Annotated in this window: 12 protein-coding genes; 7 read left to right on the top strand and 5 right to left on the bottom strand. The window is 68.1% G+C overall.

Annotated features, from left to right (window positions below; genetic code table 11):
• The first annotated feature begins 12 nt into the window (after window positions 1-12).
• Complete coding sequence (locus AC4EEV_RS00470; RefSeq protein WP_109044655.1) at window positions 13-2,013, top strand: vWA domain-containing protein; 2,001 nt, start codon at window positions 13-15, stop codon at window positions 2,011-2,013.
• Between the two features lie 60 nt (window positions 2,014-2,073).
• Here the strand turns inward: AC4EEV_RS00470 and nrfD are convergent, their stop codons facing one another.
• Genes nrfD through fdh form a run of 3 tightly spaced genes read right to left on the bottom strand, consistent with a single transcriptional unit; the run spans window position 2,074 to window position 7,081 of the window.
• Entirely contained in the window at window positions 2,074-3,018 is a 945-nt protein-coding gene (gene nrfD / locus AC4EEV_RS00475) for an NrfD/PsrC family molybdoenzyme membrane anchor subunit (protein WP_491329911.1), read from the bottom strand.
• Window positions 3,015-3,842, bottom strand: a complete 828-nt coding sequence (locus tag AC4EEV_RS00480) for a 4Fe-4S dicluster domain-containing protein (protein ID WP_109044653.1) — start codon at window positions 3,840-3,842, stop codon at window positions 3,015-3,017. Before AC4EEV_RS00480 ends, nrfD begins: the two co-directional genes overlap by 4 nt.
• Window positions 3,839-7,081, bottom strand: a complete 3,243-nt coding sequence (fdh, locus tag AC4EEV_RS00485) for a formate dehydrogenase (RefSeq protein ID WP_491329912.1) — start codon at window positions 7,079-7,081, stop codon at window positions 3,839-3,841. Before fdh ends, AC4EEV_RS00480 begins: the two co-directional genes overlap by 4 nt.
• 164 nt (window positions 7,082-7,245) lie before the next feature.
• On the opposite strand from fdh, the gene AC4EEV_RS00490 reads away from it, so the two are divergent.
• Window positions 7,246-7,479: a hypothetical protein gene (locus tag AC4EEV_RS00490; protein ID WP_109044652.1), complete on the top strand. Its 234-nt coding sequence runs from the start codon at window positions 7,246-7,248 to the stop codon at window positions 7,477-7,479.
• 118 nt (window positions 7,480-7,597) lie between these two features.
• On the opposite strand, the gene AC4EEV_RS00495 is transcribed toward AC4EEV_RS00490, so the two are convergent.
• The gene (locus tag AC4EEV_RS00495) at window positions 7,598-8,488 is read right to left on the bottom strand and encodes a sugar phosphate isomerase/epimerase family protein (RefSeq protein WP_491329913.1); all 891 of its coding nucleotides are present in this window, start codon (window positions 8,486-8,488) and stop codon (window positions 7,598-7,600) included.
• A 130-nt stretch (window positions 8,489-8,618) separates the two neighbouring features.
• Complete coding sequence (locus AC4EEV_RS00500) at window positions 8,619-9,911, bottom strand: BNR-4 repeat-containing protein (RefSeq protein ID WP_461841732.1); 1,293 nt, start codon at window positions 9,909-9,911, stop codon at window positions 8,619-8,621.
• A 265-nt stretch (window positions 9,912-10,176) separates the two neighbouring features.
• On the opposite strand from AC4EEV_RS00500, the gene ribA reads away from it, so the two are divergent.
• The 5 genes from ribA (at window position 10,177) to AC4EEV_RS00525 (ending at window position 14,762) form a co-directional block, all read left to right on the top strand.
• Window positions 10,177-12,033 carry a GTP cyclohydrolase II RibA gene (ribA, locus tag AC4EEV_RS00505; protein WP_491329914.1) on the top strand — a complete coding sequence of 619 codons (1,857 nt, stop codon included), beginning with the start codon at window positions 10,177-10,179 and terminating at the stop codon, window positions 12,031-12,033.
• Window positions 12,034-12,093: 60 nt separating this feature from the next.
• Window positions 12,094-13,032, top strand: coding sequence for a 5'-3' exonuclease (locus AC4EEV_RS00510; RefSeq protein WP_208294391.1), 939 nt, complete (start codon window positions 12,094-12,096; stop codon window positions 13,030-13,032).
• A 210-nt stretch (window positions 13,033-13,242) separates the two neighbouring features.
• Entirely contained in the window at window positions 13,243-13,758 is a 516-nt protein-coding gene (locus AC4EEV_RS00515; RefSeq protein WP_109044648.1) for a flavin reductase family protein, read from the top strand.
• A 130-nt stretch (window positions 13,759-13,888) separates the two neighbouring features.
• Window positions 13,889-14,191 carry a hypothetical protein gene (locus AC4EEV_RS00520; protein WP_018761221.1) on the top strand — a complete coding sequence of 101 codons (303 nt, stop codon included), beginning with the start codon at window positions 13,889-13,891 and terminating at the stop codon, window positions 14,189-14,191.
• A 28-nt stretch (window positions 14,192-14,219) separates the two neighbouring features.
• Window positions 14,220-14,762 (top strand): hypothetical protein, encoded by a 543-nt coding sequence (locus AC4EEV_RS00525; protein ID WP_491329915.1) that lies wholly within the window; start codon window positions 14,220-14,222, stop codon window positions 14,760-14,762.
• Window positions 14,763-14,787 lie beyond the last annotated feature (25 nt).

The following is a 14,787-nucleotide window of genomic DNA, read 5'->3' on the forward strand; positions in this document are numbered from 1 at the left end:
GCAGGAGGCAGCATGGCCATCCACAAAAGGTCCGCCAGGTACGGCCGGTACACCGGCGGCCCGGACCCCCTGGCTCCGCCGGTGGACCTGGCGGAAGTGCTCGACGCCGTCGCCGACGACGTGATGGCAGGCTATTCGCCGCGGCATGCCCTGCAAGAGTTCCTGCGGCGTGGTGGACGGAACCGCGAAGGCCTGGACGACCTTGCCCGCCGCGTGCAGGAGCGGCGGCGGGACCTGCTCAGCAGGCACCGGCTGGACGGCACGCTGGAGGAAGTCAGGAAGCTCCTGGATACCGCCGTGCTGGAGGAACGCAAGCAGTTGGCCCGGGACGCCATGATGGACAACACCGAACGCGACTTCCGCGAGATGCAGCTCCAGAACCTGCCGGCCTCCACCGCCGCAGCAGTCAACGAGCTCGCCTCCTACGACTGGCAGTCCGGAACCGCCAAGGAAGCGTACGACCGGATCAAGGACCTGCTGGGTCGGGAGGTCCTGGAACAGCGGTTTGCCGGAATGAAACAGGCGCTGGAGAGCGCCACCGATGAGGACCGCGAGGCCGTCAATGCCATGCTCCGGGACCTCAACGGGCTGCTGGCGAAGCACCGCCGCGGCGAAGACACCGAGGCCGATTTCCAGGAGTTCATGGCCAAGCACGGCCAGTTCTTCCCGGAAGACCCGCAATCAGTGGAAGAGCTCGTGGATGCCCTGGCGCAACGTGCCGCCGCCGCCCAGCGGCTCCTGCAGTCCATGTCCGCCGAACAGCGCGCGGAATTGATGCAGTTGTCCGCCCAGGCATTCGGCTCGCCGGAACTGATGGCCCAGCTCAGCGAGCTCGACGCCTCCTTGCAGGCACTGCGCCCAGGGGAGGACTGGAGCGGCTCGGAACGGTTCGAGGGGCAGGAAGGACTCGGCCTGGGCGACGGAACCGGCGTCCTGCAGGACATCGCGGAACTTGATGAGCTCTCCGAACAGCTGTCCCAGTCCTACAACGGATCCCGGCTCGATGACCTTGACCTCGACGCGCTGGCCCGTCAACTTGGTGAGGGTGCGGCCGTCAGCGCCCGCACTCTTGCCGAAATCGAGCGGGCCATGCAGGAGGGCGGCTACCTGCGCCGCGGCGCCGACGGCGACCTCCGGCTCTCGCCGCAGGCCATGCGCCGGCTCGGCAAGTCGCTGCTGCGCGACACCGCCAAACAGCTGTCCGGGCGGCAGGGGAACAGGGATACCCGGACGGCAGGGGCCGCCGGTGAACAGTCCGGCTCCAGCCGCCAGTGGGAGTTCGGCGACGCCGAGCCGTGGGACGTGACGCGCACCTTGACCAACGCCATCCGCCGCACCATGGCCGACGGCGGCGATCCGGCGCGCGGACTCCGCCTCGCCGTCGGGGACATCGAGGTAACCGAAACCGAGGCCCGGACCCAGGCCGCCGTCGCGTTGCTGGTGGACGTCTCCTTTTCCATGGCCGCGGAGGGGCGGTGGGTCCCGATGAAGCGCACGGCGCTGGCCCTGCACCACTTGGTGTCCACCCGGTTCCGCGGTGACCGGCTGCAGCTGGTGACCTTCGGCCGTTACGCCCAGTCCATGGACATTGCGGAACTGACGGCCCTGCCGGCCCTGCGGGAACAGGGCACCAACCTCCACCACGGGCTGCTGCTGGCCGGCCGCTTCTTCCGCCGGCACCCCTCCATGCAGCCTGTTCTCCTGGTGGTGACGGACGGGGAACCGACCGCCCACCTGTTGCCGGACGGAGACTCCTGGTTCAACTGGCCGCCGGACGCGGAAACCATCCGGGCCACCGTTGCCGAGCTGGACCGGTTGGGAAGGGCTGGGACGCAGACCACGTTTTTCCGGCTTGGGAACGATCCCGGGCTGGAGCGCTTCATCCAGCGCCTGGCACGCCGGGTGGACGGCCGCGTGGTGGCTCCTGACGTCGGCGACCTGGGCGCAGCCGTGGTGGGGGAATACCTCCGGGCGCACGTCCGCAGCGCCTACGCCGACGGCGACTGGTTCTGACCGGGCCGGGCGCTCCGCAGCGTCCCGGCCCGGGCTGCGGCTTCCGTTCAGGCGGCCCGCTCAGGCTGCCGCGTCGATGCCGGCGGCTTCCCTCCTGACGGCTTCGGCAGCGTTGAGGCGCTCCCGCTGGGGGACCACCACATACTTGGGGTCGCGCGTCGACGCTTTTCCGGCCTCGAAGACACCGAACCGCAGCAGGGCCGACCCCGCAGCCACGGCGAGGCCACCCACGACGCTGACGGTGCGCGACCGGTGACCGCCGAGGGCCAGCCCCACGGCGCCGCCGATGCTGAAGGCCTTGGACAGGCGCATCAACGTACCGCCCCGGCCCTCCCGCAGTGTCTCCGTGCTCAGGTGGCCGCTGCGTTCCATCCGCAGGCTCGCCACCGTTTCCAGCAGCGCACCCGCCACTGCCATGCGCCGCGCAGGACCGGCCTCCGGGACGGGCGCCAGGGCGGCTGCGATGCCGCCGCCGGCAGCGGCGGCCGAACCGGCAAACACGAACGGCAGGATTTCGTGGGCGTCATGCCAGGTGGGAACCGCGGTGTCGGCCAGCAGCACCGCCGTGTACGTGGCCACCGCGGAACCGCTGACAGCTGCGCCGAGGCCGCAGGCCCGCCCGGCCGCCGGGAACATTCCCGTGATGTTGGCGGCCGCACTCGCGCCGGCGAGCGGGCCGTACACGGAAAGGATCCACGAACCCATGCTCATGGGCGAGGTGGGTTTGGCCACCCGCAGCATGTTGAGGAACCGTTCCGGCCGGCCCAGGTCATGCACCAGCGCCGCTGCGGACACCGAGATCGCGGTCAGCGCCGTGAGCTTGGCCCGGCGTTCCAGTGCGGGCCGCCTCGTGTACTGCGCTCCGGCCGCCAGCATGGAGGAGGCTGCAGCCACGCCGCCGGCAAAAATGTACCCCGCGATGTCCGCCGCCTCCCAGGTGGGTTCCTTGAGGATGGGCCGGCCATAGTATGAGGTGAATTCCTCACGCTCCCGGCGGCGGCTCACTTCCTGGCTCCCCAGAAGACGACGGCGGCCCCCGCCAGGAGCCCGGCAGCAGCACCCGCGGCCCGCCGCCACATGGCAGGCAGGTCCCGGGTGGTCACTACCGGATACGGCGGCAGCCCGTAGGTTTCGGGTTCATCCAGCAGCAGGAAGAAGGCCCCGTCACCGCCCACCCCGCCGTCGGGATCCCTGCCGTAGAGCCTGGCCTCATCCACACCCCGCTCGTGGAGCTCCGCGACCCGGGCGTCGGCCCGTTCCCGGAGCTCATCAAGCTCACCGTACTGGATGGACTGGGTGGGGCATGCCTTGGCGCAGGCCGGCTCTTCGCCGACACCCAGGCGGTCGTAGCACATGGTGCACTTGAAGGCGCGGCCGTCGTCGGGCCGCTGGTCGATCACGCCGTACGGACACGCCGAAACGCAGTACCCGCAGCCATTGCAAATGTCCTGCTGGACCACCACCGTGCCATGCTCGGTACGGAACAACGCCCCGGTGGGGCACACATCCAGGCAGGCGGCGTTGGTGCAATGCTTGCAGACATCCGAGGACATCAGCCACTTGATGCCCTCGGTTCCGCCAGCCGCCGGAGCCGGAACCTTCTTCTCGATGAAGGCCACGTGCCGCCAGGTGTCCGCGCTGAGCCGGGAAGTGTTGTCAAAGGACTCACCGGTGAGTTGTAACGGCCTCTCTGCCGGCAGCGAGTTCCACTCCTTGCAGGCCACCTCACAAGCCTTGCAGCCGATACAGAGGCTGGTGTCCGTGAAGAAGCCCTTGCGTGCTTCACCGGGTGCTCCGATGGCGGGCATTCCCAACTGGGTGACGCTCATGCCTTGATTCCTTCCTGGCCGGTGTGCTCATCGATGCCTGCCCGCTGACGGTATTCCGCCACCAGGGATGGCAAGGCCGGCCCTTGCGGCCTCCGCCCGGGACGGATGTCCACTGTCAATGCCTTGACCTCCTGGATGTGGACGTTCGGGTCCATGGCGATGGAGGAGAGCTCGTTCATCGCATCGCCGCGGCTGAGCCCGTTGGGGCCCCAGTGGTAGGGCATCCCGATCTGGTGCACGGTGCGGCCCTGCACGGTGAGCGGTTTCATCCGGCCGGTCACCAGGACCCTGGCCTCGATGGCTCCGCGGGCCGAGACCAGGGTGGCCCAGCCGTTGTTGGTGAGTCCCCGCTCGGCCGCCAGTTCCGGTGACACTTCGCAGAACGACTCCGGCTGCAGCTCGGCAAGGTAGGGCAGCCAACGGGTCATGGCCCCCGCGGTGAAGTGTTCCGTGAGCCGGTAGGTGGTCAGCACGAACGGGTACACCTCCGCCCCCGGTTCCCGGCCACTGGGTTGGTACCGGTTGCCGTCATGTTTGAGGAGCTTCCGGACCGGGTTCCGGTTCTGCCCGTAGAGGGCATTGTCGAAGGGGGATTCCTGCGGCTCATAGTGTGTGGGGAGCGGCCCGTCGGTCAGGCCGGCGGGGGTGAAGAGCCAGCCTTTTCCGTCGGACTGCATGATGAACGGGTCGATGCCGGAGAGGGCGTCGGTGCCCGTGGCGTCCTCGGCGGGACGGTAGGACGGTGGTTTGGCGGGCTCGCAGTCGGGGACGTCGTCGCCGGTCCATGTCCCGGCGTCCGCGTCCCACCAGATGAGCTTTTTCCGCTCGCTCCACGGCCGTCCCTCCGGATCGGCGGAGGCCCGGTTGTACAGTTCCCTCCGGTTGGCCGGCCATGCCCAGCCCCACTCGCGGCTGGAAATATCCTGCTCGGTGTGGGGTTTCCGCCGGGCCGCCTGGTTGACGCCGTCGGCGCGGCAGCCGCAGTAGATCCAGCAGCCGCATGAGGTGGAGCCGTCGTCCTTGAGCTGGGTGTAGGCGGAGAGCGGGTTGCCGTCGGGGCCGCGGCCGTTGATCTCGGCGAAAACGGCGTCCGCGTCCGGTTCATCCTGGGTGCCGACGGTGGGGTAGTCCCACGTCAGGTCCAGGATGGGACGGTCGACGTCGTCGCGCGAGTCCGCGAGCAGCTTCCGGATGCGGTTGCCAAGGTGCCAGATGAACCAGAGGTCGCTGCGGCGCTCGGCGCCAGGCTCCACGGCCTGCTCGCGCCACTGGACAAGGCGGTTGGTGTTGGTGAAGCTGCCGGCCTTTTCCGTGTGGGCTGCGGCCGGAAAGAAGAAGACTTCCGTGCCGATGTCCTCCGTGCGCATCTGGCCGGTGGCGATTTCCGGGCCGTCCTTCCACCAGGTGGCGCTTTCGATCAGGGAGAAATCGCGGACCACGAGCCAGTCGAGGTTGGCCATCCCGGCACGTTGCAGGTGGGTGTTGGCGGATCCGACGGCGGGGTTTTCGCCCATGAGGAAGTAGCCCTTGCAGATTCCTTCCAGCTGCGCCATGACGGTGTCGTAGGTGCTGTGGCTGCCGGTGATCCGGGGAAGGTAGTCGAAGCAGTAGTCGTTGCTGGCCGTGGCGGCGTCCCCCCACCAGGCCTTGAGCAGGCTCACGGTGTAGGCGGACATGTTGGCCCAGAAGCCCTGCTTGGCGGAGTCCGCCTCGACGTAGCCGGCCAAGTCCAGGTGCTGCTTGGCGTGCGGCATGGGCAGGTAGCCGGGCAGCAGGTCGAAGAGGGTGGGGATGTCGCTGGAGCCCTGGATGCTGGCATGCCCGCGGAGGGCCATGATCCCGCCACCGGGGCGGCCGATGTTGCCCAGCAGGAGCTGCAAAACCGATGCGGCCCGGATGTACTGCGTCCCCGTGGTGTGCTGCGTCCAGCCCACGGCGTAGGCGAAGGCCGTGGTCCGGTCCCGGCCCGAGTTGCTGGTGAGCGCCTCGGCCACCTCCTCGAACAAGGCCTGCGGTACCCCGCACACCTCTTCCACCATCTCCGGGGTGTACCTCGAGTAGTGCCGGCGCAGGACCTGGAACACGCAGCGCGGATCCTGCAAGGTCTCGTCGCGGTGCCACTTCCCGGCCACGCCGGGCCCGCCGGAACCATGGGACTGGGCATGCGAGGATTCACCCAGCCTGCTGCCTTCCTGCTCGTCCGCGTCCCGTTCACCGGAGGACGCAGCCGCGAAGCCTCCCTGGTACTGCCAGCTTTCGGTTTCATAGGAGGAATCGTCCGGGTTGAATCCGGAGAAGAGGCCGTCGAGGTCTTCGGTATCGCGAAAATCCTTGCCGAGGATGGTAGCGGCGTTGGTGTAGTTGACGACGTAGTCGTGGAAGTACGCATCGTGGCCAATGACCCAGTTGACCAGGCCGCCCAGGAAGGCGATGTCCGTCCCGGCACGGATTGGAACAAACGTATCGGCCATGGCGCTGGTGCGGGAGAACCGGGGATCCACGTGGATGATTTTTGTCCCTCGTTCCTTCGCTTCCATGACCCATTGGAATCCGACGGGGTGTGCTTCGGCGAAGTTTGATCCCTGGATCAGGATGCAGTCGGCGCGTTGGAGGTCCTGGAGATAGGTGGTGGAGCCGCCCCGGCCGAAGCTCGTGCCAAGGCCGGCCACCGTGGAGCTGTGGCAGACCCGCGCCTGGTTCTCCACCTGGACGATCCCCAGGGAGGTGAACAGCTTCTTGATCAGGTAGTTTTCTTCGTTGTCCAGGGTGGCGCCGCCCAAGCTGGCGATTCCCATGCTGCGGCGGGTGCGGAGGCCCCCGGATTCCCATTCCCAGGTCTTCCGGCGGGTGTCCACCACGCGTTGGGCCACCATGTCCATGGCTGTTTCAAGGTCGAGCCGCTCCCAGTCAGTACCGTGGGGCCGGCGGTAGAGAACGTACTTTTCGCGGGACTCACCGGTGGTCAGCTGCAGCGAGGCCGAGCCTTTGGGGCACAACCGTCCCCGGCTGATCGGGGAGTCCGGGTCGCCCTCGATCTGGATGACCGTCCCGTCTTTGACGTAGACCCGTTGGGCGCATCCCACAGCGCAGTAGGGGCACACCGAAGGGACCACGTGGTCTGCGGTGGCGATCCGGGGCGTGAGGTTTTCGGTGGCGGATGATTTCACGGCATGATGCCTGCCCGTGGGATCGTTCTCGAGCAGTTGGCGCAGCACTGGCCATTGCAGCGGATTCACCATGGGGCACCCCTTTGGTCGTCGAATCGACATGCCTGTGGCACGGGTCACATGCATGTGGGGAAAATGCTAACAGGGGCTTAGCATTTCTGCACCGGCTTGTGGAAGCGAAATCGCGCCCGCAGATGAGCGTAGGCACGGGCCAGCGTCGGTGCGATACTGCGTTCATGAAGATATCCGCCTGGTGGCCGCTGGTAGGCGACGAAACACGCACGTGGCTCATTGAGCACAACGGCGAGCCCTTGGCGCCCCTTGTCATCACGGACATCATGGCCGTCACCGGCGGCTCGACCGATCCTGAATGGTGGGCTGGAGAATCAGCTGACGGTCCCCAGCTTACTGATGGGGCCGTGGATTGGATCGAAGCTGTCGCCAACGGCGAAGAGCCCACGACAGGCTGAATCCAGAGGTGGGCAGCCGCCGCGCGGTGAAGGCGTTGGCGGTGCTGTTGTCCCCGGAAGTTCCAAGGGTGAGTTCAGGTCACGGCTCCATCATGATGTCTCCAGGGAAGGGCTGGGGCTAAAAAGGTGCGGCGGTGTCGGCTCCTGGCCGCGCAGGCCAGTGGCGCCGGAACCACCGCACCGCGGAACCGAGTGCCTCGTCCAGTGGCGGTGCGTCGGGGTGCCACGCCTTCTCCCACTCCAGGCAGACGGGACCGGCGTAGCCGGCGTCCCGGAGCAGCCCGGCAAAGGCATCGACCGGGAGGGTGCCTGTGCCGACGAGGGCCGGGGTCCGGCTGGCGGGCAACCGGGCGTCCTTGACCTGGACGCTGCCCGCTCCGCCGGTGAGCCAGGGCTGCAGGGCCCGCCACGTTTCGCCGAGGGTCTCACCCACCCGCCACGGATGCATGAGGTCCCAGACGGCGCCTGCGGGCCCATCCACCATGTCCAGGATGGCGGCGATGTCGCTGCCGCGGGGGTGCGAATCGTGCGTTTCAAGCGCCGGGTACGTTCCCAGGTCCCGGGCCAAGCGCGCGACGGCGGTCAGCCGGCCGGCTGCCAGGGCGTTGGCTTCCTGCCTGGCTTGGATGGTTTCGGGAACACTGTCGTATCCGCAGGGGCGGGCAGGGGCTCCCGGGAATACCCTGACGGCCGGCGCGCCGAGATCATGCGCCAGGATCAGCGCCGCTTCGAGCGCCCCCACCACCAGTTCATCGGCAACCGGTTCCGCGACCCTGATGTAGCTGGCCACCCCGGTGACGGCCAGGCCTGAATCTTCGATCCGGGACCGGAGTTCGGAGCGTTCGCGCCGGGTCATGGCCGGGGCGGCGATCTGGCCGGGGCCAAGCCGCAGCTCCACTCCCCGTGCACCGTGCGCCACCAACCAGGACAGGACCGTGTCCAGGCTTTCGCCGGGCGCCCCCAGTGTTGACACCGTCAGTGTTGGTTCGAGCTCCGCTGGGTGGTGCATTCGTCGTCCTGGCCGTTCGCAGTCGCTAATAACGTTTCAACACTGGCGCACGGTGTGCGGCGGGGTCAACGGCCGGCGCCGGTTCGATCACACTCGGTCACCGGGTCCCGGGTGGTCCGGGCGCCCGGCATCAATGCAGGACCACCACGTCTGTCGCATAGTCCTGGGACGAGGTCATGCTGCCGCGGAACCAGCAGACAGCGTGGGTGGAGGGATCCCCGGGCGGCACCATGGGCCGGAGATTATCCACTGCGGAGCCTTCTGTGACCGCTTCCCAGCCAAAGGTGGCACCGCCGTCCCGCGTCCTGCCCCGGTAGATCTCGTAGTGGCCGGTGGCCTGCCCGGTCCGCGGGTCGATGGGAGTGGAGATGTACACCTGGTTGAGGTCATGCGGGTCCACCGCGCCCAGGCCCGTATAGTCCTGCTCGTGCGGCAGCAGGGCCGGGCCGGCGGCCGCCAGCGGGTGCAGGTTCCACTGCCTCCCGTCGAACCGGGCGTACAGCAGCCGGTGATCATCGACGTCGAGCGGCTGCTCCTGCTGCAGCGGGCCGTTGACGTCGTTGGCGCGGCAGCTGATGATGGCGGCCAGGTCCTGCCCCTGGCGGCGCAGGTCCACGGTCCAGCCGTGGGTAAGGATGTCGCCGTCAATGTCCGTTCCCGCCGCGAACACTGTGGTCAGTGCAGCCTGGTTGATCCCCGGCGAGCCGATCAGCGGCTTGCTGACCACCTGGCCCCGGGCGTCGTGCAGGGCGTCGTCGCGGATGTAGCCGTGGTAGATGCTGTTGTTGAAGTCCCGCGGGTGGTGGTCGGTGGTGATGAGGTCAATGCGGTCCGTCCCGTTTCCGCAGTATCGGGTGTAGCCGTTGACGTAGCCGATCTTGGGGCGGGTGAAGAGTTTTCCGCCGAATCGCCATGTGGTGCCGTCATCTCCTGACACCAGAAGGCTGGGGTCGTCGTTGATGGCACGGACAAAGTTGTACACCCGGGACTCGGCAGCGAGCCGGTGCAGGTTCGAGTAGGTCGCGCCGCGGCCGCCGGCCAGCTCCGTCCAGTCGAAGTGTTCCTCCGGGCCCCATTCGGAGGCGTCATGTGGCCGGGTGGAGATCCGCCAGCGGGAGTAGTTGTCCGTTTTGTGTTTGGCATACATCGCCAGGTAGCGGCCATCGGGCCTGATCAGGAGCGCCGGGGCGTTGTGGTCGTCCGGCTCCAGCCTTGTGTGGACAACGTGGACCTGGCTGTCACCGGTAGCAAGGTCAAGTACGGCAACCTCGATGTTTCCGCCCCGCCTGTCGCCCCCGGCGCCCCCGGGGGCTGCCACGGAGCCCACCAGCAGCGTGTTGTTGGCCGGGTCCACCAGGGCGCGCTCGTCCTGGAACCAGCACCATGCGCCGTTGTCATTGATGGTGGTCTGCATGCCGGGCATCGGAATCCTGCTCTCGTTGTGGGGTGGGTTCCACCCGTGGGTGCGCCGCCTGGCGTCGGCCACGGAGCCGTCATGGGCTGTGTGGTTGGACCATATGGAAGTATCGGCGCGCCCGGATGCGGTGGTCAAGGGTGTGGCCAAAACCGGTCGGATTCGAACGTTCAGGCAGCCCCGACTTATCCGGACACAATGCTTGAAGCTTGAACTAATGCGGGATACCCTTACTTTAATCTTCAACCATTTATGATGATCGCCGAGGCCCGCAATGACAGCAATTGCCCATTCCGCACCGCATTCGTCCGCCCTGCCCGCGGCCACCGTCCGCAGCCAGGTCAGCGTCCCGCTCCGGTTCGTCGACGGCTACGCCACGACCGCCGTCGTCATGACGTTCCATGGCTTGGTGGACGGCCGCGAACACCTGCTGCTGGCCCTGGGTAACTGGGAGCAGGCCCTCCTCGGCGGCGCAACGGCGCCCCTGGTCCGGCTGCACAGCGAATGCATGACAGGGGACGTCTTTGGCAGCGAGCGCTGCGACTGCGGACCGCAGCTCCGGGAAGCCGTGGAACGCATTGCTGCCTCCGGAGGCTTCCTGCTCTACCTCCGCCAGGAAGGCCGCGGCATTGGCCTTTACCCCAAACTCGATGCCTACGCCCTGCAGGACCAGGGCCTTGACACCTATGACGCCAACCTTGCCCTCGGCCACGGCGAGGATGAACGCGACTATACGGCGGCAGCCCAGATGCTCAATGCCCTGGGCGCCACGTCGGTGAGGCTGTTGAGCAACAATCCCGACAAAGCTTCGCAGCTGGCCGCACTCGGCATCGCCGCCGCCGAAAAGATCCCCACCGGTGTCCACCTCTCCGAGGCCAACTCCCGCTACCTCGCCGCCAAGCGGGACCGGACCGGACATACGCTGGAGCTCGGCCAGGCCGCCGTCGTCCGCGCCGCCCCGGAAGGCTCGGGCCGCGCCCCCGGTCACGCGGACATGCTGGGCCGCGTGGAAGCCCTGATCCCCGCCCTGCGCGCCAGGGCGGAGGAGGCCGAGCAGCTGCGCCGGCTCCCGGAGGGGACGATGCGGGACCTGGGGGCCGCCGGCATCTTCCGTCTCCTGGCGCCCGCGGGTGTCGGCGGGTATGGCCTGGGCGCACAGACGTACGGGGAAGCCATCAGGGGCCTCGCACGGGGTTGCGCCTCCACGGCCTGGACCGCCGGGCACCTGGCGGAGCACGCCTGGATGCTGGCACGCTGGCCCCGGAAGGTGCAGGACGACGTTTTTTCCGGCGGCGTGATGCCGCTCGCCGCCGCAACCAGTGCCCCGGTTGGTTCGGCGCGGAAGGTACCGGGCGGATATGCGGTTTCGGGCCACTGGAGCTTCGCTTCGGGCATCATGCACTCGCAATGGGTCCTGTTGGCGGTGCAGCACGACGGCATCCGGTTGCAGGCGCTGGTTCCGCTCACCGACCTGGAACTGGTGGACGCGTGGCATACGGACGGGCTCAGGGGAACCGGCAGCAACGACCTCCGCGCGGACTCGCTCTTCGTTCCGGCGGACCGGGTCATGGACTGGGCCGTGCTCAGCGGCCCCGACAATCCCGGCGCAGAGCTCCACTCCGAACCACTGATCTCTGCGCCGATGTCAACCTTGCTCAACCTGGTGGCCCCGGCGGCGGCACTTGGCTCCGCAGAGTATGCCCTGGAGCTGTTCCGGGACCAGCTGCTGCGCCGGAAGGAAAAGAACGGCACCATCACCCGGCAGGCAGACTATGTCCCGGCGCAAACCCGCTACGCCAAGGCGTCCGGGCTGGTGGCCACCGCCCAACTGCACTGGCAGGCGGCACTGTCCCTGCTGCCGGGGGACGGGTCGGCGCCCAGTGGGCCTGCCGCGCGGGAGCGGGCCTCGTTCCGGCTGTCGCTGGCCCTAAGCGCGGAAGCCGCCCAGAAGGCGGTCCGGCTAGCCGTCGCCGGATCGGGCGCCAGTGCCCACCGCCTGTCCCATCCGCTGCAGCGGATCCAGCGCGACGTCGGCGTGCTCCTGAGCCACCCCACCCTGGGCCTCGACCCCATCCTGGAGCAGGCGGGCCGCGGCCTGCTGGGCATGGAATTCACCATGCCGTCCTTCTAGGCAGCGCGGCGTCGGTTGCCCGGTGCAGCCGCAGGCGGGAAATCCGTGTCAGGATCAGGTATGCCCCAGCGCCTGATGCTGCTTGACACTGCTTCCCTGTACTTTCGTGCCTTCTACGGCCTTCCGGACAGCATCCGGCGGCCGGACGGTACGCCGGTAAACGCTGTCCGCGGCCTGCTGGACATGATCGCGCGGCTCACCACCGACTACCAGGCCACCCATCTGGTGGCGTGCTGGGACAACGACTGGCGGCCCCAGTGGCGGGTTGACCTGATCCCCACGTACAAGGCACACCGGGTGGCGAAGGCGGTACCGGGCGGGACCGACATCGAGGTGGTCCCCGAGGGCCTTGAGGCCCAATTGCCCATGATCCGCCGGACCCTTGAGCTCGCCGGCATTGCCATCGTGGGGGCCGCAGACCATGAGGCCGACGACGTCGTGGGCACCTATGCCAGCCACGCCGCCTTCCCGGTGGACGTAGTCACAGGAGATCGGGACTTGTTCCAGGTTTGCGACGACGAACGCGGCGTCCGGGTGATCTACACCGCGCGCGGCATGAAGAACCTGGAGGTGGTCACGGAGGAAACCGTGGTGGCCAAATACAAGGTCCTGCCGCAGCAGTATGCCGATTACGCCACCCTGCGCGGGGACGCCTCGGACGGACTGCCGGGCGTTGCCGGGATCGGTGAGAAGACAGCGTCGTCACTGCTCCTGAAGTACGGCACCCTGGAACGATTGCTGGCAGCAGCCGATGAGCCCGGCGGCGGGGTATCCGGCCCGGTCCGGGCCAGGCTGGACGCCGCCGCCGAATACCTGGAAGCCGCCCCCGCCGTCGTGCGCCTGGTCCGCAACCTGGAGCTGCCCACCCTGGACGAGGCGGGGGCCCGGCTCCGGCCCGTGACCGGCAGTCGGCGCGCCGAGCTTGAGCAGGCGGCCGGGGACTGGAACCTCGGAGGCTCGGTCCGCCGGCTGCTCGCCGCACTGGACCAGCAAGCCTGACGGACGACGCCGGTGCTGCCGGCCGGGTCCGGGATGACTGTTTATTGCGTAAAACCGGGACATGCTGGACGTCCCGGAGCGAGGTTTGGATGACGCCGGGTGTACGGCCGTGACGTTTCGTTGCGGCGGGCGTCGGCTCATTTCAGGCGGTTTGAACGTGCAATCCGCTGATGGTTTGGTGAGGTAACGATCCAAACGAGAGGCCACATTATGACCGCCACATCAGATCTCGCTCCACGCCGGCTTCGGGATATCTTTGGAACTTTTGCCAGCGGATTGACGGTAATCACAAGCTCCACGCCACAAGGCCCGGCAGGCTTTACGTGCCAGTCGTTCGCGTCCCTGTCCCTTGACCCGGCGCTCGTCACGTTCAGCCCGGCGCGTACGTCCACCACCTGGCCTGTGCTCCGCAGTGCGGGCACCTTCGCCATCAACATCCTCCCGGCTGAACACCAGCACCTCGCAGGTCAGTTCGCCCGCTCCGGGTCGGACAAGTTCGCCGGAGTCAGCCACACGTCGTCGCCCTTGGGCAATCCCGTCCTGGATGACGCCCTGGCTTGGCTCGACTGCGAACTGCACGCGGAATACGACGGCGGTGACCACACCATCGTGGTGGCCGCGGTACGGCACCTGGATGCCCGGGTGGACGCTGAGCCGCTGTTGTTTTTCAAGGGACGCTATGCAGGGATCTCGCCGGTCGAACGCCTGCTCGAAGCTGCAGGCTGACCGGGGCCGGTTTGTCGGCCGGCCCACCTTCCCGGCGTCAACCCCCGGCTCTTGAATCAGCCCCGCCAAGTAGTAAGCTTGCTGAGCAATACCAGTAAGCGTGCTGACTAAATGGGATGGAGCAGGAGCCATGGGCGTTATCTCAGGAACGGCCCTGTCAGTGATGTTGACCGCCGGCGGCGTGGCGATGGCAGCCGAAGGGGGCCCGGGAGCCGGGCAACATTACGTTGCCGGACACGTGCTCCTCGGGATGGGGATCGGCTTGTTCCTCACCACCTGGATCCGCACCGCGGTCCGCCACTTCCTGGCGCGGTCGACTTTCGGCTCGCGGAGGACGCCGGCAGCCCAGGAGCACGCGGACCCCGCCACCGTTACCGCCCTGCCCCAGCGCGCACCCTCCGTCGTCCCGCTCCGTGGCCGGCATGCGGCCTGAAGCCGGACGCGACACGGACAATGACCGCGTGACAGAGCCCGGCAGCCGGCGGCGCCGCGGAACGCGTGCCCTGATCCTCGTGTGCGTTGCCGTCGCGGCCATACTGGTTGCCGGCGCTGCGGGCATCGGTCCCGGGCGCACCGACCAGGGCGTGCTGCGGGGCTTCCAGGTCCGGGTGCTGGGCATCAGCCAGGCGGCGGCCGAAAACAGGATGGACGGCGCTTTGTCAGCCCTTGAGGCACTGGAGAAAGACCTCGGCGAGGCGGCGGCGGACGGGCGGCTTTCACCCGAGCGGTACAACGGCATCCACAGCGCACTGGCCTCCGTCCGGGCCGACATCGCAGCAAAGGTCGCGGCAGTTGCGCCCCCCGAGGCACCACAGGCTGCTCCGGCCGGCGGCGAGCTGTCCGCAGCACCGGGTGAGGCTGGAAGCGTTCCGGCCGAACCGGCCGAACCGGCCGTGGCGGCCGTGGCGCCTGAACCGGCGCCCGCCGCCGATCCGCCGGGCGCGGGGCGTTCGAATGCGGCGAAGGAAGCCAAGGGCAAGGCCAAAGGCCAAGGCAAGCCCTGACCGGGCGCCAAAGAACTCGTCCCGG

It is taken from the genome of Pseudarthrobacter sp. MOO14 (genome assembly GCF_058267675.1).